This window comes from Pectobacterium sp. CHL-2024 (genome assembly GCF_044751765.1).
Lineage (GTDB): Bacteria > Pseudomonadota > Gammaproteobacteria > Enterobacterales > Enterobacteriaceae > Pectobacterium > Pectobacterium brasiliense.
In genome coordinates this window covers 242,831-266,348 of sequence record NZ_JBIXKO010000005.1, presented here as the reverse complement: position 1 = coordinate 266,348, position 23,518 = coordinate 242,831, and the positions used below count along the sequence as shown (strand labels likewise).

The 23,518-nt window shown below is 55.8% G+C and carries 22 protein-coding genes; 12 read left to right on the top strand and 10 right to left on the bottom strand.

The features are described from left to right. Positions 1-138: 138 nt before the first annotated feature. Complete coding sequence (locus tag ACIPUG_RS11045; RefSeq protein ID WP_205595791.1) at positions 139-300, top strand: hypothetical protein; 162 nt, start codon at positions 139-141, stop codon at positions 298-300. A 318-nt stretch (positions 301-618) separates the two neighbouring features. Here the strand turns inward: ACIPUG_RS11045 and metF are convergent, their stop codons facing one another. The 9 genes from metF to metB all read right to left on the bottom strand — a co-directional run bounded on the left by metF (position 619) and on the right by metB (position 12,065). After that, a complete protein-coding gene (gene metF / locus ACIPUG_RS11040) occupies positions 619-1,515 on the bottom strand; it encodes a methylenetetrahydrofolate reductase (protein WP_014916983.1) in 897 nt (298 codons plus the stop codon). A 504-nt stretch (positions 1,516-2,019) separates the two neighbouring features. Next, positions 2,020-2,877, bottom strand: a complete 858-nt coding sequence (locus ACIPUG_RS11035) for a phosphodiesterase (RefSeq protein WP_400338403.1) — start codon at positions 2,875-2,877, stop codon at positions 2,020-2,022. Next, positions 2,829-3,833: a LacI family DNA-binding transcriptional regulator gene (locus ACIPUG_RS11030; protein ID WP_400338401.1), complete on the bottom strand. Its 1,005-nt coding sequence runs from the start codon at positions 3,831-3,833 to the stop codon at positions 2,829-2,831. Before ACIPUG_RS11030 ends, ACIPUG_RS11035 begins: the two co-directional genes overlap by 49 nt. Next, a complete protein-coding gene (locus tag ACIPUG_RS11025) occupies positions 3,830-4,636 on the bottom strand; it encodes an ABC transporter permease (RefSeq protein ID WP_039281140.1) in 807 nt (268 codons plus the stop codon). The genes ACIPUG_RS11030 and ACIPUG_RS11025 overlap by 4 nt, the downstream gene beginning before the upstream one ends. Next, the gene (locus tag ACIPUG_RS11020; RefSeq protein ID WP_014916987.1) at positions 4,633-5,472 is read right to left on the bottom strand and encodes an ABC transporter permease; all 840 of its coding nucleotides are present in this window, start codon (positions 5,470-5,472) and stop codon (positions 4,633-4,635) included. Before ACIPUG_RS11020 ends, ACIPUG_RS11025 begins: the two co-directional genes overlap by 4 nt. 183 nt (positions 5,473-5,655) lie before the next feature. Beyond that, positions 5,656-6,789, bottom strand: coding sequence for an extracellular solute-binding protein (locus tag ACIPUG_RS11015; protein ID WP_039552835.1), 1,134 nt, complete (start codon positions 6,787-6,789; stop codon positions 5,656-5,658). 22 nt (positions 6,790-6,811) lie between these two features. Beyond that, a complete protein-coding gene (locus ACIPUG_RS11010) occupies positions 6,812-7,978 on the bottom strand; it encodes an ABC transporter ATP-binding protein (RefSeq protein ID WP_400338399.1) in 1,167 nt (388 codons plus the stop codon). 488 nt (positions 7,979-8,466) lie between these two features. Continuing rightward, positions 8,467-10,902 (bottom strand): bifunctional aspartate kinase/homoserine dehydrogenase II, encoded by a 2,436-nt coding sequence (locus ACIPUG_RS11005; protein ID WP_014916990.1) that lies wholly within the window; start codon positions 10,900-10,902, stop codon positions 8,467-8,469. A gap of 2 nt (positions 10,903-10,904) precedes the next feature. Further along, on the bottom strand, positions 10,905-12,065 hold the full coding sequence (gene metB / locus ACIPUG_RS11000; RefSeq protein WP_039499769.1) for a cystathionine gamma-synthase: 1,161 nt from the start codon (positions 12,063-12,065) through the stop codon (positions 10,905-10,907). Between the two features lie 187 nt (positions 12,066-12,252). Here metB and metJ point away from each other — a divergent pair, with 187 nt between their 5' ends. The 6 genes from metJ (at position 12,253) to ACIPUG_RS10970 (ending at position 16,281) form a co-directional block, all read left to right on the top strand. Beyond that, positions 12,253-12,570 (top strand): met regulon transcriptional regulator MetJ, encoded by a 318-nt coding sequence (gene metJ / locus ACIPUG_RS10995; protein WP_005973355.1) that lies wholly within the window; start codon positions 12,253-12,255, stop codon positions 12,568-12,570. Between the two features lie 233 nt (positions 12,571-12,803). Further along, positions 12,804-13,601 (top strand): ABC transporter ATP-binding protein, encoded by a 798-nt coding sequence (locus ACIPUG_RS10990; RefSeq protein ID WP_400338398.1) that lies wholly within the window; start codon positions 12,804-12,806, stop codon positions 13,599-13,601. A gap of 9 nt (positions 13,602-13,610) precedes the next feature. Further along, positions 13,611-14,573: an ABC transporter substrate-binding protein gene (locus ACIPUG_RS10985; RefSeq protein ID WP_400338396.1), complete on the top strand. Its 963-nt coding sequence runs from the start codon at positions 13,611-13,613 to the stop codon at positions 14,571-14,573. Further along, positions 14,570-15,580: a FecCD family ABC transporter permease gene (locus tag ACIPUG_RS10980; RefSeq protein WP_400338394.1), complete on the top strand. Its 1,011-nt coding sequence runs from the start codon at positions 14,570-14,572 to the stop codon at positions 15,578-15,580. Before ACIPUG_RS10985 ends, ACIPUG_RS10980 begins: the two co-directional genes overlap by 4 nt. Positions 15,581-15,663: 83 nt before the next feature. Further along, complete coding sequence (locus ACIPUG_RS10975) at positions 15,664-15,843, top strand: type II toxin-antitoxin system HicA family toxin (RefSeq protein WP_010281507.1); 180 nt, start codon at positions 15,664-15,666, stop codon at positions 15,841-15,843. Positions 15,844-15,870: 27 nt separating this feature from the next. Then, positions 15,871-16,281 (top strand): type II toxin-antitoxin system HicB family antitoxin, encoded by a 411-nt coding sequence (locus ACIPUG_RS10970; protein ID WP_014916995.1) that lies wholly within the window; start codon positions 15,871-15,873, stop codon positions 16,279-16,281. A gap of 111 nt (positions 16,282-16,392) precedes the next feature. Here ACIPUG_RS10970 and rpmE read toward each other — a convergent pair whose 3' ends face one another. Then, positions 16,393-16,608, bottom strand: coding sequence for a 50S ribosomal protein L31 (rpmE, locus tag ACIPUG_RS10965; RefSeq protein WP_010281510.1), 216 nt, complete (start codon positions 16,606-16,608; stop codon positions 16,393-16,395). 273 nt (positions 16,609-16,881) lie between these two features. On the opposite strand from rpmE, the gene priA reads away from it, so the two are divergent. The 5 genes from priA (at position 16,882) to hslU (ending at position 23,462) form a co-directional block, all read left to right on the top strand. After that, positions 16,882-19,080 carry a primosomal protein N' gene (gene priA / locus ACIPUG_RS10960; protein WP_104209601.1) on the top strand — a complete coding sequence of 733 codons (2,199 nt, stop codon included), beginning with the start codon at positions 16,882-16,884 and terminating at the stop codon, positions 19,078-19,080. A 309-nt stretch (positions 19,081-19,389) separates the two neighbouring features. Continuing rightward, a complete protein-coding gene (gene cytR / locus ACIPUG_RS10955) occupies positions 19,390-20,433 on the top strand; it encodes a DNA-binding transcriptional regulator CytR (RefSeq protein ID WP_010281514.1) in 1,044 nt (347 codons plus the stop codon). A gap of 213 nt (positions 20,434-20,646) precedes the next feature. Beyond that, positions 20,647-21,507: a cell division protein FtsN gene (gene ftsN / locus ACIPUG_RS10950; protein WP_104213537.1), complete on the top strand. Its 861-nt coding sequence runs from the start codon at positions 20,647-20,649 to the stop codon at positions 21,505-21,507. A gap of 83 nt (positions 21,508-21,590) precedes the next feature. Next, positions 21,591-22,121, top strand: a complete 531-nt coding sequence (gene hslV, locus ACIPUG_RS10945) for an ATP-dependent protease subunit HslV (protein WP_005973334.1) — start codon at positions 21,591-21,593, stop codon at positions 22,119-22,121. Between the two features lie 9 nt (positions 22,122-22,130). Further along, positions 22,131-23,462, top strand: a complete 1,332-nt coding sequence (gene hslU / locus ACIPUG_RS10940; protein WP_039281180.1) for an HslU--HslV peptidase ATPase subunit — start codon at positions 22,131-22,133, stop codon at positions 23,460-23,462. The last annotated feature ends 56 nt before the right edge of the window (positions 23,463-23,518 follow it).

Here is a 23,518-nt window from a genome sequence, read left to right as displayed (position 1 = left end):
ATGATAGCTAACAGCGATAGATAGGATATCAATGAACGATAATCCCTATCAACATCCAAAATGAATAATATATCCCACCAAAGCGTATCTATTTATTTCTACAGGAATAAAACAATATTTTTACGATTTCGGCACCGCATGGGTAGACCTAGCCACTTTCAGCCACGCTATAACAAGCAGGCTGACATCTTCAAGCGATTTGGCAGCGACAGCATTTTGTGTGTGTCGGCCAACGATACTCCCGCGCTCGACACCGGGAAATCTGACCAGCAGGCAAAGTCATTAACGGTATGGGAATAAGCGGAGAGAAATAGAGGATTCGAATAGTCAGGAGGATGGTTAATAACGCCGCCAGGCGGTCATCGTACTGCTATGGATGATAGAAACGATGATTTATAGGAACGACTCGGATAAAAACGGGATAAGAGATAAAAGCAGGTGCTGTAGGTAATCATTGAATCGGTCAGTAGCGGTCGGTCGAACTGCATGAATAAGAATCTCATCCCTGAGACTCCTCCTTTTCAGAGCCGCAGTAAGTGACGTTGAAAGGCATTCCAATCCCATTACTCTTCGTCACCGCACTGCGACCTCTTTCTTCCTGAAATATTGTGTGTCGCCTCAGCGTGCCACATCAGGGCGGACGCCCAGCGTATGGCAAATCGCATAGCTCAGCTCCGCGCGGTTCAGCGTATAGAAATGGAAATCTTTTACACCTTCACGACTGAGAATTTTCACCATATCCATGGCGATAGACGCACCCACCATTTTGCGGGTTTCTGGATCGTTATCCAGACCGTCAAACATGGTCGTCATCCAGTTCGGCACACGGACGTTGGTCATCGTGGCAAATTTTTGCAACTGCTTGAAGTTCGATACTGGCAGAATGCCCGGCACAATTTCTACATCGATGCCCGTCGCCACGCAGCGGTCACGGAACCGCAGATAGCTTTCTACGTCGAAAAAGAACTGCGTGATAGCGCGATTCGCGCCGGCATCAATCTTGTGTTTCAGGTTAATCAGGTCAGCCTGCGCGCTTTTCGCTTCAGGGTGTACTTCAGGATAGGCGGCAACCGAAATATCAAAATCACCGACCTCTTTCAGCAGCGAAACTAGATCCGCCGCGTACATGTCCGGTTTGCCACCCTCTGGAGGCAAGTCGCCGCGCAGCGCGACAATATGGCGGATACCGCTCTGCCAGTAATCCTGAGCGATATCGCGCAGCTGTTCGCGTGAAGCATCGATGCAGGTCAGGTGAGGTGCCGCTTCCAAGCCGGTACGTTCTTTAATGGTTTTGATAATGCTGTGAGTACGGTCACGCTCGCCAGAATTTGCCCCGTAAGTCACGGAAACAAACTTGGGCTTCAGGCTGCTCAGTCGATCGATAGAGCTCCACAGGGTGTCTTCCATCTCGCTGGTACGCGGCGGGAAAAATTCGAATGACACATTAATGCGCCCCTGTAATTCCGCCAGACTTTGATTCAGCGCTTCCCGCTGGTTTGCGTGAAAAAAGCTCATACCTGCTACCCCGTTGACCGTGACTGTTATTATCATTCGCTACACGTCTATACGTTTAGACGGCTATATAGAAAATGACGTAATCCACTTAAAGAGTCAACGTTTTTCAGCACGACAAACCGTGATGATTGCTCACGGTAAATGAAAAAAGTTCATAATGGATCAGGCGTGGTGACTTTTATACGCAAACCCCAGAGATGTCGTGGGTTTTGCCGTTATCCGGCGTAAAAAATTATGCTGAGGAGAGTACGGGCTTAGGATGAGCCGCATGGACGCGGCGAAAGCTTGCGCCACGTAGGGTACGTGTCGCAAGCGGTCCGTGAAGCCTGATACCGACGAAGGCATCGCGCAGCGACATAATTCACGCCGGAAAGCCAGGGGTCACGGGGCGCGCGGCGCTGAGCCGCCCCGTGTCGGGCGTGTGCTACGAGGTAGCATGAAAATGGCGGGATTGTGACGCACGAAACCATCTCTCAGGCTACATAAACGCAAGGGGATACGCCGTCAGCCACAGGGAAAATCGTGAAAATGTACGGTATGCCCTTCTTCCGTCGTCAGAAAAATGGCGTACTGCGGGGCTTCCAGACTGACCTCAAATCCCGGAGCGAAACGCAGCGCGGATTGGTGATTGGTGCCGCGTATCGTGCTAAACGATATTCCTCGCCAGCTGCCGCTAGCAGGTCGATGCACGTGCCCTGCGGAAATATGCCGCACATTGCCGAAACGGTGACACACCTGATACAGCGCATCTGCTGCCTCGGGGGCTAATCGAACGTTATCCAGCGCCGGAAGCCCGATCGACATCGGAGGATGATGCAGGAACAGGAACACATTCTTGCCTTCCGCAGCCTGACGCTGTTGCTCCAGCCATGCCAACCGCGCGGAACACAGCGTTCCGGCAACGTCACCGGCCTGCAACGAGTCCAGTAAAATGACGCAATCATCTCCCACGGACGTCACGTTCTGCACAAATCCATTTTCATCCGCCAGCGTCGGGAACTGGGCCAAAAACGTCTCCCGGTCGTCGTGATTCCCCATCGTCACACGCCAGGGAAGCTGGAGTTCAGCCAGCGCCAAGGCCAGAAACGCATAAGATGCCGCACTGCCGTCATCGGACAGATCGCCGGAGATGACCACCAGATCGGCATCGCGATGGTGTGCGTTGATGTCGGCAATCGCCGCTTTCAGTTGCTGCTCCGGGTCGCGACCATGCAAGTTGCCGCCTTGTGCGGTCAGATGGAGGTCGGAAAGTTGAATCAGTTTCATATTATCCTCGGTTTTCATTATCCACGCGCTATCGCCTGCCAATACCGTTACGCCGACTGGCGACGGATTAGCGGGGCAGCCACTTTCGCTCGACACGCGGGTTCTTGTACCTGAGACTGACGTCGATCGAGCAACGCCAACGCCTGTGCCGCCATCGTGGCGGGATCCTGACGAAATGTCGTCAACGCATAGGCATCCCACCCTGCGGCCGGAATATCATCAAATCCGATAACCATGAGATCCTGCGGAACGGCTAGTCCACACTGCTTTGCGCGGTCGATCACGCCGAACGCCACTAAATCGTTAACGCAGAACACCGCATCCGGCCTGGCAGCTTCGGGAAGTGAAAACAGCATCAGCCCCACCGCCAGCCCGTCGTCATAATCCGTATCACCACCACGCACCACAGCGACGGACAGCCCTAACAAATGCGCCTCTTCACAAAACGCCTGTTCACGTTCGATGATATTAGGCGTTGCCGACGCCGCTCCGGCCAGAGCCAGACGCGTTCTGCCCGATGAGGCAAACAGCCGTGCCGCCATACGCGCGGCGGTGTCATTATCAATGTGTATGCTGTCACACGCCGGTTCGTGCCGCCCGATGACAATAAGCGGCTGGCCGTTTAACTGCGCCAGCTCGACAAATTCTTTCGGCGGCGAGCCGGAAAGCACAATCGTCGCTTCTGCACGGTGACCAAACAGAATCGAACGCGCGGCGGCCATCGCCTCCCGCACATGACCGGTATTGATAAGCACAGGAATCGAGCCGCGTTGGATTAACGCCTGCGACAGTTCTGCAACCAAATTGGCACGAAATCCGACCTCGGGATGCGTCACCACCAGCCCAACCAGACGGCTGCTGTTCGCCAGCAGGCCGCGGGCCAGATCGTTAACCTGATAGCCCAACTCCTGCGCCGCCGTCATGACTTTGGCATAGGTGGCAGCCGACACGCTGGCACCGGGGGTAAAACTGCGGGACACCGCCGAGCGTGATACGCCAGCCCGACGAGCAACATCCTGTGCGCTAACGTAGCCCTGTTTACCTGCCGTCATTTTCCTATCCTTGCCATTACGTCGGCTTTCAAAAAACGTTCCACCACCAGCATGAACAGCACGGAAGGAATCAGCAGCACCAGAGCGGTAATGGAAGCGATCTGATAGTTACCACCCGCCCCCGCGGTATAGAGCAGCAGCGGCATCATTTGCACGTCCGGTGCCCCAACGAAATAGCTGCCGGTAAACTCATCCAGCGATTCGAGGAAAACGAAGATGGCCGATGCCATCAGCCCCGGCATAGCCAGCGGCAAAGTGATATCGACAAAAGCACGCCACGGCCCGGCACCAATTGAACGCGCCGCCTGCTCCATTTCACGCCCAACCGCCGAGAACGCCGCCGAGGCAATCCAGACCGCAAATACCAGCCCATGAACCGTGTGAACCAGCACAACGCCCAGCAGCGTGCCGTTCAGCCCCCACTGATAAAACAGGCGAGCGATATTGACGTACACCGTCAGATTCGGAAATGCCTGTGGGATCAGGAAGACCAGCAGTATCAATCCACGAGCGGGCAGCGGCAGCCGTGCCAGCGCATATCCCGCCGGAATCGCCAGCGATAGCGAGGCCAGCACGGTGAACACCGCCACCAGCACGCTATTCCCCAGCGCTTCCCAGGCTACCCCACGCGGTGAAAACACCCGCTTCCAGAAGGCAAAGCCCCAGTCATTGGGCAGCAGATGGGGATAGAACCATTTTTCCGCCACTGACCACAGCAGGAGGTTAGCCAATGGCCCAAAGATCAAGAAGATCAGCGTCCCCAGAATCAGCATTCTCGGGATCCACCACAGTACGTTCTTCATGCCTTATCCCTCATGTTCAGGCGGAGATAAATCACGGCAAACAGGCCGGTCATCAGCAGGGAAATCACCCCCAACGCATTCGCCACGCCATAATCGCCGTAGGCGTTAATGCGGAAGGCAATGTTGGCGGTTAGCATCGTCGGCGACTGGGCATTGATCATCATCGGTACGGACAGCACCGACATCATGGTGACGAAAGAGAGAATGAGCCCGGTGAGCAGCGTTTGCCCAACCTGAGGCACCACAATTTCACACAGAATACGCAAGCGCGACGCACCTAAGTTACGGGCGGACTCGATCATCGTGCGATCCAGCGATGCCATCGCGCCCGCGACCAGCAGCGCCACAAACGGCGTCTGTTTCCAGACGAAGGCAAATACGATGCCACGCCAGTCCAGCCAATTGCTGGCGCTGGCCATATCGACAATACCGAGCGTATCCAGTGCGCCATTCAACCAGCCGTTCTTGGCCAGAAACGTGCGTAAAATTTGCCCGGTCACGATAAACGGGATAAACAGCGGCCAGCGATAGACCCAGCGCAGCAGCGCCACCATGCGCGGGCTTTCCCCCAACGTCAGGTAGCCGCCGATCATGACGGATAGCAGGCCAATCAGCAGCGTCGCGAGGCTCACAATCAGTAAGGTAAACAGAATATCGGGCAGATAGAGTGTTAATGCAGTGACAAAATTATCAACACCCACACCATTCTGACTGACAAAAGCGCCCCCAACCGACAGCCCCAGCGGCGTAATAAAACAGACAGCCACCACCGCCAGCGCGGGTAGCACAAGCGCGATACCCGCCAGTCGGGAAGAGAATTGGGATACTTGCAACATGAATATCTCCGCGCTCTGGCTTCATCCCGCCAGAGCGCCTGTGGTACTAAATGTATATACCCTAAATAATTCGAGTTGCATGAAGGCGGCAACCGCACGAGTCCCCAGGAGCTTACTCAGGTAAGTGACTGGGGTGAGTAAGGGCGGCCAACGCACAAGCAGCTTGAAGTATGACGGGTATAATTACTTCGCCATCGCCTGCTCATAGGCGTTCAGAATCGCAGTGTGGTAAGGCGCGATAGGGAACGTCTTGCCTTTGCTCGCCAGTTCATCAGGCGTTACGTCCGTGAAAAGACGCTGCCAGACAGCGGGCTTCAGCTCGGCCTGAACGTACTTGGCATCGATCCCCGGATACCAGTTAAAGCGTTCCACAATCCCTTCGGCCTGCACTTTGGCGCTGGTGGCAAGTTCGACAAACTGTTTAGCCAGTTCGCGGTTCGGTGCCTGCGCGGGGATGACATAGTGCATCGGCTGCCCCGGCATACCGGGCGCAGGAAGCAGCAATTTGAAATTGTCCGGCAGTTGTCCACTCGCTTTCCAGGAATAGAACATGTCGACCCACACCGGCCCCATCGCGATTTCACCGCGGCTCAGCATGTCGAGCGTGCCAGCATTGCCCGGCGTCAGCGTCACGTTCTTGTTAAAGGCTTTCAGGCGCTCAAACGCCGGTTGCCATTTCTTCGCTTCTGCCTCATCAAATGGTCCGTTCATCAGCTTCTGGGCATCGCCGCCGTAAGCGTAAATCCAGCCCATCACGAAGCTCACGCCCGATGCGCCGCCCTTAATGCCGTTGTAGCCGAACATCTTCGGGTTCGCGGCGGCCCACTGCTGGATTTCGTCATAACTTTTAGGCGGATTCGCTACCATGCCGGGATTATAGGCCAGCGCCGTCTGGCTGCTGAACATCGGCATGACGTAGCCTTTCACATCTGTGCCCATGGCTTTATCCGCAGCGGCCATGCTGACCAGCTTGCCACTGGCGATATCATCGCGATATTTCAGCAGGTCGCCCTTTTGTACCATCGGGCCGACAAATTTCTCATGCACGACCGCCACATCGGTGTCCCAGACTTTGGCACCAGCGGCCTGTTGTGCATTGAAACGCTCAAGAATCTTCTGCGACCCCGCATCACCCGGTCCGGTGCCGACGGCACGTACTTTTACGCCGGGATGCTGCTTCTCAAACAGCGGCCCCAGATATTCATTGACATAGTCGACCATGTTTTGGTCACCCGCCGTCAACACTGTTAATTCCTGTGCCTGTACCGCCGCCAGCGGCGTACTCATCATCAGCGTTGCAGCAAAAATGCGTTTCATCTCATTTGTCTCCAATTCAGGATCAGGCCGTCAGGCCGGGAAGCGGGGAATAACGTGAAGTGGTATCCGGTATCGCCGTCGAAGATGTCGTCTCTTCTGCCAGCGGGAAAAGAAATAGCGCCTCGGCAGGGATCTGCACCGCAACCCGCTGCCCGATGGCATAGGAGTGCGACGCATGAACCTGTATCCGCCAGGTGCCGCTGGAAATCGTATGCAGCCAGTATCCGCCGGGGTAGCTTTGTGCCTGTACCGTGCCGTAGCGCATCAACATGCCGGGCTGGATAAGCGGGACGTCCGCCGCATCGTAAAGACGAGCGGCTTCCGCACGAAAACGTGCTTCTATCCCACCGGGCGGTAGCGACGTATTCGCTGGCACCAGCGAATGACTCTCGGCATCACCGGGAATCATCAGCGTCTCGCCGTCATAGCGCGCTTCCAGCACAAGCCGATTTTCCGCACCCATAAACGCCGCGACAAACGAACTGGCAGGATGGTGATACACCTCTTGCGGGCTACCCGCCTGCATGATGCGGCCCTGATTCAAAATCACGATGCGGTCCGCCATCACCATCGCTTCTTCGCGATCGTGCGTTACGTGGATTGCGGTCAATCCCAGCCGCTGTTGCAGCGCACGGATCTCATCACGCAGCTGTAGGCGAATGCGGGCATCCAGATTGGAGAGCGGTTCATCCAGCAGCAGAATATCGGGCCTCACCGCCAGTGCGCGCCCCAAGGCAACCCGCTGGCGCTGTCCACCGGACAGTTCCGCAGGCTTACGGGCGCTCAGGCCCGTCAAACCGAGCATGGTTTCCAGTTCCGCCACACGGCTGGCAATCTCCGCACGCGGGACGCGGCGCAAACGCAGTCCGTAGGCAATATGCTGTGCCACCGTCATATGCGGCCACAGCGCGTAGCTCTGAAACACCAGCGCCATTCCGCGTTTCTCCGGCGGCGCTTGCGTCATATCCTGCCCGTTAACGCGAATCGCCCCCGCTCGCGGTGACGAGAACCCAGCGACTGTACGCAGTAACGTCGTCTTGCCGCACCCTGACGACCCGAGCAATGCCACGAATTCGCCCTGTGCAATCTCCAGATGGATATCGTTCAATACGGCGGTCGTGCCGTATCCAACATGTAGGTGGTCGATGACAATATGCGGTGATGCCGTAGAGGAAGTTGTTTTTTGCACAGCTGTGCATTCCACGATAATCAAACAATGCGCTGATTGTGCGGTGACATCGTGTCAGTGGCGTGTTGTCACCGTGACATTTCAATGACACGACTGGTGGGGAATATGGGGAAATACTCTTAACGCTCGCCTTATATAAGTGCGCGAAAGCTCTGCGGAGTTTGCCATTATCCGGCGTAAAAAATTATGCTGAAGAGATAGCAGGCTTAGGATGAGCCGCAGGGAAGCGGCTCAAGCTTGCGCCACGTAGGGAACGTGTCGCAAGCGGTCCGTTAAGCCGGATATCGAAGAAGGCACCGCGTCAGCGGCATAATTTGCGCCGGAAAGCCAGGGGTCACGGGGCGAGCGGCGCGTGAGCCGCCCCGTGTCGGGCGTTTGCTACGAGGTAGCATGAAAATGGCGGGGTTGTGGCGCACGAAACCGTCTCTTGGTCTGCATAAAAATATGACTAAGAGACGGCCAACGGTATGTCGCGCTGACAACAGGTTCTACAATAACTGCGCCAAACGGTTCAGATCAGACTGAAGCGCACCGGCGGTGACATCGCGCCCCGCGCCCGGCCCACGGATAACCAGCGGGTTATCCCGATACCAGCGGCTTTCAATCGCAAACACGTTATCACCCGGCAGCAGCGAGGCCAGCGGATGATCGGGACGGACGGCTTCAACGCCCACGCGCGCTTTACCATTGCTGTCAAAACGTGCAACGTGACGCAGAACCAAGCCCATTTCCTGTGCGGCTTCCAGACGACGCAGCATCTGCTCGTTCAGCGAATCGCCGTTCTCGAAGAAGTAATCGACAGAACCCTGCTCACAGCCCGGCGGCACCAGCGACTCAACCCGAACCTGACTAGGCTCGATGTCATAGCCCGCTTCACGCGCCAGAATCACCAGCTTACGCATGACATCCTGACCAGAGAGGTCAACACGCGGATCCGGCTCGGTCAGCCCCTGCTGGCAAGCCTGATCGACCAGCTCGGTGAACGGCACAGTGCCGTCAAACTGCAAGAACAGCCAGGAAAGCGTGCCGGAGAAAATCCCGCTAATCGCCAGAATACTGTCGCCGCTTTCGCGCAGATCTCGTACCGCAAAGTTGACCGGCAACCCTGCGCCGACGGTCGAGTTATACAACCAGTGACGATCCGTTTTCGCGAACGCGTCGCGGATCTGGCGATAGTTATTGCCGCCTGATGCACCCGCCAGTTTGTTAGCGCTGATGACGTGGAAACCATAGCTGGCGAAATCCAGATACAGATCGGCGACCGATTCACTAGCAGTGACGTCCAACACCACCAAATCATCGAAGGGGTGCGCACGCATCCACAGGAACAGATCTTCACCATCCCGCTCTTGCGCTTCACTTTCGAAGAAAGCCAACGCACGGCTGGCATCCAGTCCGTCATAGTTCAACAGGCTGCGCGTACTATCCACCACACCGGCCAGTACAAACTCAAAACCGGTACGTGCAGACAGATTGCTCTGCTCACGCGCAAACAGCTCCAGCCAGCGTGAACCAATATTTCCTTTGCCGAACAGCACCAGACCGATACGTTTTTCTGCCCGGAACAGCGAATGGTGCAGCCCACGGATCAAATGCTCCGTCGGACCGACACGCAGCACCGCCACCAGACTGATGCCATCATCGGCCTGGCGGACAAATTCAATCGGCTGGTCTTTCAACTGCTGATAGAAGCGGTGGCTGTGCAGCGGATTTTTACCCACGCCTGCACCGACCATCGCGACCATCGCCAGCCCATCACGCTGATTGAGTTCAACGGGTAACGCAGCCTGTGCCAGCAGTTGCAGCGCGCTATCCACCACTTCGGAGGTGTAGCACAGTTGCAGCAGGTTACGATCCTGATGAACGCCGATCGCCAGCGGTTTCAGCTGCGCACGATTCAGAAGCTGTTCGACTTCTTTTTGCAGCAGCACGAAATCGTGTTCAGAAGGAACCTGAACTTCAATCAGGCACACGTCATCATGGCTGGTGACAATTTTGGCACCTGTACCCGAGGCCAGCACGCGTTCGATGCGCGTCGACCCTTGTTCAGGCTGATAGCTGCAACGCAGTTGCAGGTCGATATCGCTGCCGGAAACGGGCTGTAAGGTACGCGTATGTAATACCGGTGCCGCCAGACGTGCCAGTTCACTGGCTTCATCTAGCCGCAGCAGTGGCAACAGGCAGGCATCTTTGACTTTACGCGGGTCGGCGCTATATACCCCGGCGACGTCGCTCCAGATGGTCACGCGTTCAACGCCCGCCAACGCACCAATTTGTGTGGCGGAATAGTCACTACCGTTACGCCCCAGCAGCACCGTTTCGCCTGCATCATTGCGGCAGATAAAACCCGTTACCACTAAACGCTGACCTGCGTGTTGCGTCAGATATTGCTGCAACAGCGGCCAGGAACGACCTTCATCCACCTGCGGCTGCGCGGCACGTTCTGCGCAGAGAAAATCACGTGCATCCAGCCACGCTGCATTCATATCCAAATGATTCAACACGGCAGACATCAGGCGAGCCGACCAGATTTCACCGTGTCCAACCACTTCGGCGTAAACAGCATCCGTCAGCTTGCCATCCAGCAGCGCAGCCAAACGCTCCAGATCGCGAATAAACTGAGCGGTCAGCGTCTCTGCCTCTTGCGCAGGCAGAAGCCCGGCAATCAGTTCACTGTGGTAGCGGCGTAATGCCTGCTGAACCTGATGCGCCGACAGACGATCGCTCTGGCTCAATTTCAACCAGCTAATCAGCTGGTTTGTGGTACTGCCTGCGGCAGATACCACCATCAAATCACCGGGGTGGCTATACTCCGCCATAATACCGGCTACGCGCAGGTAACACTTCACATCGGCCAGACTGCTACCGCCAAACTTATGCAGCTGTCGGCCTGTTACCGATGGCGCTACTCCTAATGCACTCATTCTTACCTCTTGGCTGCGGCTTGAAACGCACGATCCAGATCGGCAACCAGATCATCGCCGTCTTCAATGCCGGTGGAAATACGCAGTAATGTTTCAGAGATACCCGCTGCAGCACGCGCTTCTGGCGCCATGCCAGCATGCGTCATTGTTGCCGCATGAGAGATGAGGCTTTCGACTCCGCCCAGCGATTCCGCCAGTGTGAACAGCTCCAGCGAGGCCAGAAAACGGCGCAGCGTGTCTTCATCTCCATCCAGCTCAAAACTTAGCATAGCGCCAAAGCCGGATTGTTGACGGCGGGCAATATCATGGCCGGGATTGTTCGGCAATGAAGGATGGTACAGCGCCTTCACCAACGGCTGCGTCTGTAAGAATTCAACGATTTGTTGCGCATTACGCTGCGCGGCTGCCATGCGCGGTGCCAGAGTACGCAGGCCGCGTAGCAGCAGATAGCTGTCAAACGCCGCGCCTGTAACGCCGATGTTGTTCGCCCACCAGGCCAGTTCAGTAATGGTATCGGCATCTTTGGCGATCACTGCACCCGCCACTACGTCAGAGTGACCATTCAGGTACTTGGTACAGGAATGCACCACCAGATCGGCACCCAGCTCCAGCGGCTTCTGCAGCGCCGGGCTCAGGAAGGTGTTATCCACCACGCTGACCGCGCCCGCTTCACGCGCGGCCTGACAAATCGCGGCAATATCCACGACGCGCAGCAGCGGATTGCTCGGACTTTCCACCAGCACCAGCTTCGGCTTTTCTGCCAACGCCGCGTTGAGCGCATCGGTATCACTTTGATCGACAAATTTGACGCGAAATGCGCCGCGCTTGCTCAGGCTGTCAAACAGACGATAGCTGCCGCCGTAGCAATCATGCGGTGCCACCAGCAGATCGCCGGGACGCAGGAACACCGTGCAAACCAGCATGATCGCCGACATTCCGCTGCTCGTCATTACCGCACCCGCACCGCCTTCCAGTTCGGCAAGCGCACGCTGCACAACATCACGCGTGGGGTTACCGCGACGCGAATAGTCGTGTGCGCGTGGCTGATTGAATCCGGTAAAGTTATACGTGCTGGAAAGGTGAATGGGTGGGACGACGCAGCCATACTGCTCATCATCATTTAACCCGCTGCGGACTGCGATCGTTGCCTGTTTACGCGTCATCGGCTCATTTCCTGGCTGGAGGCTGAAAAGATAGGAACTTAAGAGTAAACGCAGTTTTAATAGACGTCAACACATCTAGACATCTAAACTTCTTTGCGTATAGATTGAGCATAAGCATAATAACCGCTAGAATTGTGGCATTTCATGACAGATGCTGTCTTCATTAGATTAATTTTTAAGGTATCCCATGGCTGAGTGGAACGGCGAGTATGTCAGCCCTTACGCTGAACACGGTAAAAAAAGCGAGCAAGTCAAGAAGATAACAGTATCTATCCCATTGAAAGTACTAAAGATACTGACTGACGAACGCACGCGTCGTCAGGTGAACAACCTGCGCCATGCCACCAACAGCGAACTGCTGTGCGAGGCGTTTCTGCACGCGTTCACAGGTCAACCGTTACCGAATGACGAAGACCTGCGTAAAGAACGCAGCGATGAAATTCCTGAAGCCGCGAAAATCATCATGCGTGAAATGGGTATCGACCCGGATACGTGGGAATACTGATCGCGTTTGCGCTGTCGGCTTTCTGGCTAACCCCGCCTTCTCCGGCGGGGTTTTGCTATGCAGAGAATCCCGCTCAACACATCACTCTTCATTAACCTCTAAAACCTCGCCCCTCCACCGCCCGCACTTCTTCCGAACGCTTCGTCTTCCACTCACATTGTGAATCGGGATTGCATTTAATTTGTTATGTTATAACATATCATTTTAACCTATAACGGTGATATGCCCGCATCATGACAGAGCTTCTCTCCAGTAAACCCGTGCTGCTACAGCTTCACCATGTTTCCGTTGCCGACGCCAATCGCGCACCGAGGCTCAGTGATATTTCGCTGTCCATGCAGGCTGGAGAGCGTTTGGCGCTGGTTGGGCCCAACGGTAGCGGTAAATCCACGCTGCTACGCGTATTAACCAGCGAGCTCAGTACGACAACGGGATACGTCCATCTAAACGGTCAGCCGCTGAATACACTCAGCCGCCATGAGCGAGCAAAGCGCATCGCGATTCTGGCGCAGAACGATGCACCGGACCTGCGTCTGCGGGTCGCAGAGTACGTCGCCTTAGGGCGGATTCCCCACCACGGATTCAGTACGCCTGCGTACGATCGCCAGCTCATCGAAGAAGCGCTGGACGATACCGGATTATTACCGCTGCGCCACCGCCTGCTGGGCACGCTCTCCGGTGGAGAACGCCAACGCGCGGCGCTGGCGCGTGCGTTTGCGCAAACGCCGCAGCTCCTGCTGCTGGACGAACCGACGAACCATCTCGATCCGTTAGCGCGGGCGCAACTGCTGTCTCTCGTGCGGAAACGCGGCATTTCAACGCTGGCGGTGCTGCACGATCTGCCACTGATAACCCCCTTTGCCGACCGTGTCGCCGTGTTGCAGCAGGGAACGCTACTCCGCTGGGGAACACCTGCACACGCGCTGAGCGCCGACTGTGTGAAATCCGTATTTGGGATGGAGAGCTTTACGGTGCCACATCCGATAAACGGCTCGCCCATTCGCATCTTTGAAGCCCCTGAACTGCACTAAGGAACCCTGATGAAAATAACGCTTCTGTCTGGACTGCTGGCCTTGACGTCGTGCTGGGCACACGCCTCGGGTTTTCCCGTCACGGTCGACAGCTGTGGGCAACCGCTAACCTTCACCCAGCCGCCGCAGCGAGCCGTTATTCATGATCTGAACATGACGGAAATGGCATTTGCGCTTGGGCTGCAAAAAAATATTGTCGGACTGACGGGGATCACCGGTTGGTATAAAGCGCCCCCTGACTTTATCAAGCAGCAGGGCACAATCCCTGAACTGGCAGCAAAATACCCGACGTTGGAAAATCTGCTGGCTGTACACCCGGATTTCTTCTTTGCAGGGTGGAACTACGGCATGAAAGTCGGTGGCGAAGTCACGCCGCAAGCGCTGCAAAAATACGGCATTCAGACACTGGTACTCAGCGAAAGCTGCGTTTTCACCGAACAGCAGAAACAGCGGCCACGAGCCAGCATGGATCTGCTCTACGGTGACATGCTGAAACTGGGGAAAATCTTCGGTAAGCAGGAGCAGGCTCAGGAACAGATTGACGACTGGAAGCAGCACATTGCCGAACTGCAAACCAGCATTGGCAATCAACCGAAGCAGACGGTTTTTCTGTATGACTCTGGCGACGATAAGCCCTTTACCAGCGGGAAATTCGCCATGCCAACCGCCATCATTGAGGCGGCGGGCGGCAAGAACGTCATGGACGATATGGAGACGAGCTGGGCCTCGACATCGTGGGAAAGCGTGGCGGCACGCGAGCCTGACTTTATCATTTTGCTGGATTACCAGACCGGCAATGGTGCAGATGCGTTAAGGCGCTTTCTGGAATCACATCCGCTGATGAAATTTACCCCCGCCGTACAACAGCATCGCTATCTGAAACTGCAATATGCAGAGCTCACGCCGGGACCCGCGAATATCGCTGCCGTCGATAAACTGGCGCACGCACTCTACCCGGATGCTTTTAAGTGAGCCCTAGGTCTTCACGTTATGCCGCAACCTTCGTTATCGCGCTGCTGATACTGGCTGGGCTGATGCTGTTAAATATTGCGACAGGCAGCACGACGATCCCCCTTACGCAGGTCGCCAGCGTGTTGGGGCTATCGTCAGCAGACGTGTCGCCGATGACGTCACGCATTATTCTCGAACTGCGTATTCCCCGCAGCCTGCTGGCGGCGCTGTGCGGCGCGGGGTTAGCGATGGTCGGTGCCTTTTTGCAAACGGCAACCCGCAACGATCTGGCCGACCCGTTTCTGTTTGGCCTGTCTGCCGGTGCCTCAGCGGGTGCGGTCGCCGTCATCACCCGCTTTGGTGAGCAGCTCGGTGACTGGGCGCTGCCGATAGCGGCCTTCTGTGGCGGACTCTTATCGGCCGTCGCCGTGACCGTGCTGTTTCTGCTGCAACAGGCGCGGGGCGCAGAGCGCCTCATCATCTGTGGATTGGCGATCTCATTTCTGTTAGGTGCGTTGACGAACTATCTAGTGTTTTCCGGCGATCAGCGGGCCGCCAGCTCGATTCTTTTCTGGTCGCTGGGCGGGCTGGGCCTTGCCCGTTGGGACACGTTACCTTTTGCGGTGTTCAGCGTTCTACTGCTATTCGGCCTTACCGCCCTGCGCTGGCGTGCGCTCGACGCGCTGCTGGCTGGCGGACAAACCGCGGCCTCAATGGGGGTTAATCTGTCTCGCGTACGGGTGGAAATTTTCATCTGCTGCGCGTTCGCCACGTCGCTGTTAGTCGCGCTGACCGGCGTGATTGGGTTTATCGGCCTGATGATTCCCCATCTGGCTCGCCCGCTGAGCGGCGTGCTGCACAAGAAGCTTCTGCCGCTGACCGCAGTGCTGGGTGCGATACTGCTGTGCGGCGGCGATTGGCTCAGCCGACAGCTACTGGCACCACAGGAATTGCCCATCGGGATTATTACCGCGGGATTGGGCGGCATCTTCGTGCTGGGGATGCTGGTAAAACGTCAGCAGGGATGAAATAACTCCAATAACTCCAAAGTATTGCCAACTGGAGTTATTGGGGTTATCTTTATCGTATTAAAGGGCAGCGGGGTGCAGGGATGGATAGCAGGACGTTAATAGCAGAAATCAAGGCCGATGGGTGGGAACTGATAAGAGTGAACGGAAGCCACCACCATTTTATGCATCCTAGTAAACCGGGGTTAGTCACAATCCCCCACCCTAAGAAAGATTTACCGATAGGCACGGTAAAAAGCATCAGGAAACAAGCAGGAATATGATCATCGCTGACTCGAAGAGGCTTAATTATGTTTTATCCGATTGCAATTGAAGCAGGCGACGATACCCACGCATACGGTGTAACAGTGCCAGATCTACCGGGCTGTTTTTCTGCAGGCGATACGCTAGACGATGCCATCGCGAATGCTAAAGAGGCGATTACCGGACATATCGAACTGCTGATCGAGATGGGTCAGGATATTCCTACCGTGTCGTCAGTAGGCCAATTGGCAAAAAGCGCAGAATACGCCGGGTACACGTGGGCGGTTGTTGATATCGATGTGACGCGTTTAATGGGCGGTTCAGAAAAAATTAACGTCACGCTGCCTAAATCGCTGATTGACCGAATTGACCGTTGCGTGGCGAGTAATCCTGAATTTAAAAGCCGCTCAGGTTTTCTCGCGCAGGCGGCATTAGAGCGAATCTCGTCTTCCCGATGAACAGCACTGAGCCACCAGAAACAACAAAGGCACCTATCGGTGCCTTTGCAGAAAGTTACTATGTCAAAAGGGGCAATGCCAAAAAGGACAATGCCAATTGACCAGTAAAACTTATTTTTTAGCGCCTGGAACGGAGAAACGCTTGTTGAAGCGGTCAACACGGCCACCAGTTGCAACATCACGTTGTTTGCCGGTGTAGAACGGGTGGCATTCGCCACAAACGTCCAGGTTCAGGTCACGACCCACGGTAGAATGGGTTTTGATCACGTTACCGCAAGAGCAAGTTACAGTAACTGCAGAATAATTCGGGTGAATACCTTTTTTCATGGGGAAACCTCAGTTAAGGCCGTGTCGCTATCCAGCCCTATTCCGCCAGACACCACACGAAAGTTGTATAAGTAAGTTTCATTATGCAAACGGCACAATGGCGGCGGATCATACAGAATCCGCTACCCTGATGCAATCGCATCCACACATTATCCCTCGCAGCATGTACACTAGCGCCTTGCGTTATTTTCACCCCGCGTCGCGCATGATACAGACCGCTCGGTTATGTCATTGATCGCCGCGCCAATCTACGTCGACTATCACGGAGAAGTTATGTCTGTCGCTCAGGTCGCTTTGCCCGTGCCATTGGCACGTACATTCGATTATTTGCTACCCGCAGGAGGCATCACTCCGCAGGTCGGCGCGCGCGTCAGCGTCTCCTTTGGTAACCGTAAAGCGATCGGCATTATTACCGCGCTGAGCGACACCAGTGAACTTCCGCTTGAGCAATTAAAACCCGTGCATGACGTGCTGGACGAACAGCCGCTGTTCCCCCCCAGCCTGTGGCGCATTTTGCTGTGGGCCGTTGAGTATTATCACTATCCGATTGGCGAAGTGCTGTTCCACGCGCTGCCGATCCTACTGCGTCAGGGGAAACCCGCACATCGTGCCCCGCTCTGGCAGTGGTTTGCCACCGAACAGGGTCGGGCGACACCGCTCAGCACACTCAAACGTGCCGCAAAACAGCAGCAGGCGCTGGCGGCCCTACTTCAGTCGCCGCTTTACCGCCATCAGGTGAGCGAAATCGGGCTGACGGAAACGGCGTTGCAGGCGCTGCGCAGTAAAGGACTGTGCGAATTGCAGGCCGCAGAGCAAACGCTTCACGACTGGCGTCAAAGTTTTAGTTTGGCAACCGACCGACTGCGTTTGAATACCGAACAGGCAACTGCCGTCGGCGCGATCCGCAGCGAAGATAACCATTTTGCCGCCTGGCTGCTCGCGGGTATCACCGGCTCGGGCAAAACGGAAGTCTATCTCAGCGTGCTGGAAAACGTGCTAGCGCAGGGCAAACAGGCGCTGGTGTTAGTGCCGGAAATTGGCCTGACGCCGCAAACCATCGCCCGCTTCCGCGAACGGTTTAACGCCCCGGTGGATGTGCTGCACTCGGCACTCAACGACAGCGAACGCCTTGCTGTCTGGCTACGTGCACGCAGCGGTGAAGCCGCCATCGTCATCGGAACGCGGTCGGCGTTATTTACGCCTTTTGCCCGTTTGGGGCTGATTGTGATCGATGAAGAACACGACAGTTCCTATAAACAGCAGGAAGGCTGGCGCTATCACGCCCGTGATTTGGCGGTCTTCCGCGCCCGAGAGGAAGACATTCCCATCGTCATGGGGACGGCGACGCCCGCGCTGGAAACGCTGTATAACGTCCAAATCGGCAAGTATCGACGCTTGAACCTGACCAAACGAGCGGGCAATGCCGCGCTCGCCAAACAGCACGTCATCGATCTGAAAGGACTGCCGCTGACAGCTGGCTTATCCCAGCCGCTGATTACCCGCATCCGCCACCATCTGACGAACGATAATCAGGTTATCTTGTTCCTTAATCGGCGCGGGTTCGCCCCCGTAGTAATGTGCCACGAGTGCGGCTGGATTGCCGAGTGTCAGCGCTGCGATCACTACTATACCTACCACCAGCATCAGAGGATGTTGCGCTGCCACCACTGCGACAGCCAGCGTCCCGTTCCACAGCAATGTCCCGGCTGCGGCTCAACCAATATGGTGCCAGTCGGTCTGGGTACCGAGCAGTTGGAACAAAGCCTTGCGCCGATCTTTCCAGATGTCCCGATCACCCGCATCGACCGTGATACCACAAGCCGTAAAGGGGCGCTTGAGCAGCAACTCTCGCAGGTCAGGCAGGGCGGCGCACGTCTTCTCATCGGCACACAGATGTTAGCGAAAGGCCATCACTTCCCTGACGTGACGCTGGTGGCCCTGCTGGACGTGGACGGTTCGCTGTTCTCTGCCGACTTCCGCGCAGCCGAACGTTTTGCGCAGCTCTATACTCAGGTGGCGGGTCGCGCAGGACGTGCAGGCAAGGCGGGCGAAGTGGCGCTGCAAACTCACCACCCGGAACATCCGCTATTACAAACGCTACTGCAACAGGGCTACGATGCCTTTGCCAGCCAGGCGCTGACTGAACGGAAAAGCGTTTTTCTACCGCCGTTTACCAGCCATATTCTCTTCCGCGCTGACGACCACGATAATCAGCAGGCCGCATTATTCCTCCAGCAGTTGCGTAATTTGCTGGAGGCGAGCCCGCTGCGGGATGAATCACTCTGGCTGCTGGGCCCAGTCCCTGCTTTGCAACCCAAACGTGCGGGACGCTTCCGCTGGCAGCTCTTGCTACAGCACCCCTCCAGAGCGCTATTGCAGAAACTAGTCAGAACATCGCTGACGCTAATCGGCACGTTACCGCAGGCGCGTAAAGTGAAATGGATGCTGGATGTCGACCCCACGGACGGTTAGCGCTTCCTGTTAGCGCCATTTCGGTTTCTTGCCACTCATTTTTTGCGATCGGCGTCGAGAACACGATATTCATCACACTTTCTGTGCAAATTAAGCAACAAAACCTGCGTTCAATCTGTTATCACTGTCTGCGCAGGCCGTATGCTGAGGCCAGACCGTTTACTGAGGTCAGATCGTGTACTCAGGTATAGCGCCGTTCCATCGGCATACCGTCCCCAAAAAGCGTTACCCGTAATCATAGAAAGTCAGTAGACAGAGGCGTTCTGCTGACAGTCAGCGCCAGTTAACGCTGACGCAAGGAGAAAAGCGTTGAAGCAGAAGAAAGGCGTCACCACGGCGACGATGAAAGACGTGGCGGATGAAGCGGGCGTTTCCACCGCGACCGTATCCCGAACGTTAATGAACCCAGAGAAAGTCTCTGCGACCACCCGTAGGAAGGTCGAGCAGGCTGTCATCGCCGTTGGCTATTCGCCTCACGCACTCAACAGGAATCTCAAGCGTAACGAATCGCGCACGATCCTGACGATCGTTCCGGATATCTGCGATCCCTATTTCTCCGAAATATTTCGCGGGATCGAGGAAACGGCAGCCGAACACGGCTATCTGGTGTTGATTGGCGATTGCGCTCACCAGCATCAGAAAGAAAAAACCTTCGTCGACCTGATTATTACCAAGCAGATCGACGGCATGCTGTTACTCGGCTCTAATTTGCCGTTTGACGCAGGCCAAGAAGAGCAGCGTAATCTGCCGCCGATGGTGATGGCGAATGAGTTCTCACCGGATCTGGCGCTGCCCACCGTGCATATCGATAACCTGACCGCCGCCTTTGAAGCCGTACATTATCTGTATCAGGCGGGTCATCAACGCATCGCCTGTATTGCGGGCCCAGAGCACATGCACCTGAGCCAATATCGCCTCCAGGGATATATTCAGGCCCTGCGTCGTAACGGGATTCTCATCGATAATCAGTATATCTTTCGGGGCGATTTCACCTACGAAACTGGGATAAACGGCCTGATTGCGCTGATGCAACATCCTCAGCCGCCCAGCGCGGTCTTCTGTCATAGCGACCTCATGGCGCTGGGCGTGCTGGCGCAGGCCAGAAAGATGGGGCTGGATATCCCGCGCGACCTCTCCATTATCGGTTTCGATGATATCGAACAGGCGCAGTACAGCTGGCCGCCTCTGACTTCTGTCGCCCAGCCTCGTTATCAGATCGGACGCGAGGCAATGCTGCTACTCTTAGAGCAGTTGCAAGGCAACACGGTACAAAGCGGTTCCCGTCTGTTGTCCAGTGAGCTGGTCATACGCGACAGCGTCGCCGCACCGAATTACGCCCGTAACAGGCTTTAAGACTTCAGGTGCTGGTCAAATATTTGAGGGTTCAGTAACATGACCCCCTAATTATGTTATCCCCTAAATAATTCGAGTTTCAGGAAGGCGGCAAGGGAAGGAATCCCGATGAGCTTACTCGGGTAAGTGATTCGGGTGACTGAACGCAGCCAACGCACATGCAACTTGAAGTATGACGGGTACATTTACCTATCAATTCACAGCGAAACGACAGTGGCACAAAGAGACTACGTGAGCCGGGGACGTTCATCAGGGACGCGTCGGAAAACGACAAATAGCCGGAAAAAAGGCAAGGCTTCAGGTGCGTCCAAAACGATGATCGCACTCGCTGTTGCCGTTTTGGTCACCTTCGCGGGCGGTCTGTACTTTATCGCCCATAATAAACCGGATGATTCACCCGTCCTGCCGCATCAGAATGCAGGCAAAGGTAACGGGCTGCCACCCAAACCGGAAGAACGCTGGCGTTACATCAAAGAACTGGAAAACCGTCAGTTGGGCGTCACGACGCCAACGGAGCCTTCCGCGGGTGGCGAGATTCAGTCGCCAGTGCAGTTGACGGATGAACAGCGCCAGCTGCTGGAACAGATGCAGTCTGATATGCGTCGTCAGCCAACGCAGCTTTCCGAAGTGCCGTATAACGACCAGACGCAGGTTCCACGTTCTCAGGTGACGATCAAGCCGCCGACCCAATCGATGCAGCAGCAGCCTGTCGTAACGACGCAACCTACCACTCGGGCACCTGCGATCACGCAAGCGGCACCTGTCGTACCAAGACAAGAAGCTGCAAAACAGGAAGCGCCGAAGCAACAGCCGGTCAAACAGCCTGAAGCGCCAAAAGCCGAGAAAACCCAGCGCTGGGCGATCCAATGTGGCTCCTTCAAGACTATGGATCCTGCCGAATCGGTCAGAGCACAGCTGGCATTTGCCGGTATCGAAAGCCGCATCACCTCTAACGGCGGCTGGAACCGTATTATGCTTGGGCCTTATAACAACCGTGCTGCCGCAGATAGCATGATCCAACGTCTTAAGGGCGCGGGCGCATCAAACTGTATTCCTCTTGCCAGCGGGGGTTGAAAAACCCCACGCCTTCCCCCATCTATAACTTCAATGTGCCCCGAATCATGCGGGGATCTTTTTCTTCAAACGGGGACTGACTCGTGACAACAATTGTAAGCGTACGCCGCAACGGCCAGGTGGTCATTGGCGGTGATGGACAAGCCACTCTGGGCAACACCGTGATGAAAGGCAACGTGCGTAAAGTGCGTCGTCTCTACCATGACCGCGTCATCGCCGGTTTCGCAGGCGGCACGGCGGATGCCTTCACCCTTTTTGAGCTTTTTGAGCGCAAGCTGGAATTACACCAGGGTCATCTGGTGAAAGCAGCCGTCGAGCTGGCGAAAGACTGGCGTACCGACCGTATGCTACGCAAGCTGGAAGCCCTGTTAGCCGTCGCGGACGAAAATGCTTCGCTGATCATTACCGGTAATGGTGATGTCGTGCAGCCTGAAAACGATCTGATCGCGATTGGTTCCGGCGGTCCTTATGCACAGGCTGCCGCGCGTGCTTTACTGGAAAACACAGAACTGGGTGCGCGTGATATCGTCGAGAAATCTCTGGGGATTGCTGGCGACATCTGTATCTACACCAACCAGTTCCACACGATAGAAGAATTAGCCTCCAAGGCGTAAGGATCAACTATGTCTGAAATGACCCCGCGCGAGATAGTCAGCGAACTCGACAGCTATATCATCGGCCAGCATAAAGCGAAACGCGCCGTTTCCATCGCGCTGCGTAACCGCTGGCGCCGCATGCAGTTGGACGAAGCACTTCGTCATGAAGTGACGCCTAAAAATATTCTCATGATCGGTCCAACCGGCGTCGGTAAAACCGAAATCGCTCGTCGTCTGGCGAAGCTCGCCAATGCGCCGTTCATCAAAGTGGAAGCCACCAAATTCACCGAAGTGGGCTACGTAGGTAAAGAAGTTGACTCCATCATCCGCGATCTGACAGATTCCGCGATCAAAATGGTGCGCCTTCAGTCCATCGAAAAAAACCGCTTCCGTGCGGAAGAGATGGCGGAAGACCGCATTCTGGACGTGCTGATTCCACCAGCGAAAAACAACTGGGGACAGGCAGAAAGCACGCAGGAGCCTTCCGCTGCACGCCAGGCATTCCGCAAGAAACTGCGTGAAGGCCAGTTGGACGACAAAGAGATCGAGATCGACCTGGCAGCCGCTCCCGTTGGCGTAGAGATCATGGCTCCTCCGGGCATGGAAGAAATGACCAACCAGCTCCAGTCCATGTTCCAGAACCTGGCAGGACAGAAGCAGAAAGCCCGTAAGGTCAAAATCAAAGACGCCTTCAAGCTGCTGATAGAAGAAGAAGCCGCCAAGCTGGTGAACCCGGAAGAGCTGAAACAGCAGGCGATCGAAGCCGTTGAGCAGCACGGTATCGTGTTCATCGATGAGATCGACAAAATCTGTAAGCGTGGCGAAAGCTCCGGCCCGGATGTGTCCCGTGAAGGCGTTCAGCGCGACCTGCTGCCGCTGGTTGAAGGCTGCACCGTGTCCACCAAGCACGGCATGGTCAAAACCGACCACATCCTGTTTATCGCGTCCGGTGCGTTCCAGGTTGCCAGCCCGTCCGATCTGATTCCAGAATTGCAGGGGCGTCTGCCGATTCGCGTAGAGTTGCAGGCGCTGACCACGGAAGATTTCGAGCGCATCCTGACCGAACCGAGCGCATCGCTGACCGAGCAGTACAAAGCGCTGATGGCGACGGAAGGCGTGGATATTTCGTTCACCGCCGATGGTATCCGTCGTATTGCCGAAGCCGCCTGGCAGGTCAACGAAAGCACTGAGAATATCGGCGCACGCCGTCTGCATACCGTGATGGAGCGTTTGATCGAAGATGTGTCTTACGACGCCAGCGAAATGAACGGCCAAAGCGTTACCATTGACGCAGATTACGTACGTAATCATCTGGATGAATTAGTAGCAGATGAAGATCTGAGTCGATTTATCTTATAATCCGTTTTCGCGGATCGCACGATTAACGATAAAGTGGGAGGCGTTGGCCTCCCACT